This is a genomic window from Streptomyces sp. UNOB3_S3, from assembly GCF_020740895.1.
Lineage (GTDB): Bacteria > Actinomycetota > Actinomycetes > Streptomycetales > Streptomycetaceae > Streptomyces.
This window is the reverse complement of sequence record NZ_JAILXP010000719.1, coordinates 1-992: the sequence shown is the minus strand read 5'-3', so window position 1 is coordinate 992 and position 992 is coordinate 1. Positions and strand designations below refer to the sequence as shown.

General features: G+C 66.0%; 2 protein-coding genes. One reads left to right on the top strand and one right to left on the bottom strand.

Going from position 1 to position 992, the window contains the following annotated elements; genetic code table 11:
• The coding region (locus K6I33_RS35265; protein WP_229358866.1) for an alpha/beta hydrolase-fold protein at window positions 1-488 on the top strand (488 nt) is incomplete at its 5' end.
• Window positions 489-496: 8 nt separating this feature from the next.
• Here K6I33_RS35265 and K6I33_RS35260 read toward each other — a convergent pair.
• Entirely contained in the window at window positions 497-718 is a 222-nt protein-coding gene (locus K6I33_RS35260) for a hypothetical protein (RefSeq protein WP_229358865.1), read from the bottom strand.
• Between the last annotated feature and the right edge of the window lie 274 nt (window positions 719-992).

The window sequence follows — 992 nt, the reverse complement described above, 5'->3', positions numbered from 1 at the left end:
TGGGCACCTGGCTGACCGAGGACGTCCCGGACCTGATGCGCGCCAACTTCCGTACCCTCAAGTCGCGCGACGGCTGGGCGTTCATGGGCTCCTCCACCGGTGGTTTCGCCGGTCTGAAGGCCGTGCTCAAGCACCCGGACAAGTTCAAGGCCGTCATAGCAAACGGCCCGGATATCGTGCCCGACTCGCCGCTGTGGAACGGCCACGAGACGGAGAAGGCCGAGAACAACCCCGAGGTGCTGGCCAAGCGCCTGATCGACACCAAGGGACCGGACGTCTACCTCTCCTTCCAGGTCGGCACGAGAGAGAACGCCATCACCATGAAGAGCGTCAAGAACTTCATGCGCTCCTATGGCAAGGGCCCCGTCCACACCAAGCTCTGGGAAATACCCGACGGCAGGCACAACGGCGCCACCTACGGCGCGAACATGGCGGCCCCCATGCAGTGGATCAGCGACCACCTGGAAGGCCCGCCGCCCGCCGGCTGACGCGCGCCTCACTCACGGCGGCCGGCGGCCTTCGCCTGTGCGTGGGCCCAGCCCGCGAGTACGACACCGACGCCGACGAGGGCGGCGTGCGCGAGCAGGACCGGGACGAAGCCGCCCGGCACCCACCCGAGCAGACCCCGGTCGTCGGGGTGGATGACCAGCCTGAAGATGCCTTGCGCGAAGACCACCATCACCGAGGCCCCGATGATCTGCAACACGTCGTGCTTCACGCTTCCTCTCCTCCTGTGCGTGCGGAATACGTTACAAACGTATCAGCGGAGAAAGTCGTAAAGAGCCAATTCCCCAGCACATTCCTGCTTTTCGTCACACTCTTTTCGGCGTTACGATAAAAAGCATGCGTGACGAAAAGGAACAGGCCGCGTGCCGGATGTGCGGTACGCGCCTCGTGCCCGCCGAGCGCGGGCGCCCCGCCGTCTACTGCTCGCGGAGCTGTCAGGCCCGCGCGTACCGGCGGCGCAAACAGCACCCGCCCTCCCCCGGCAC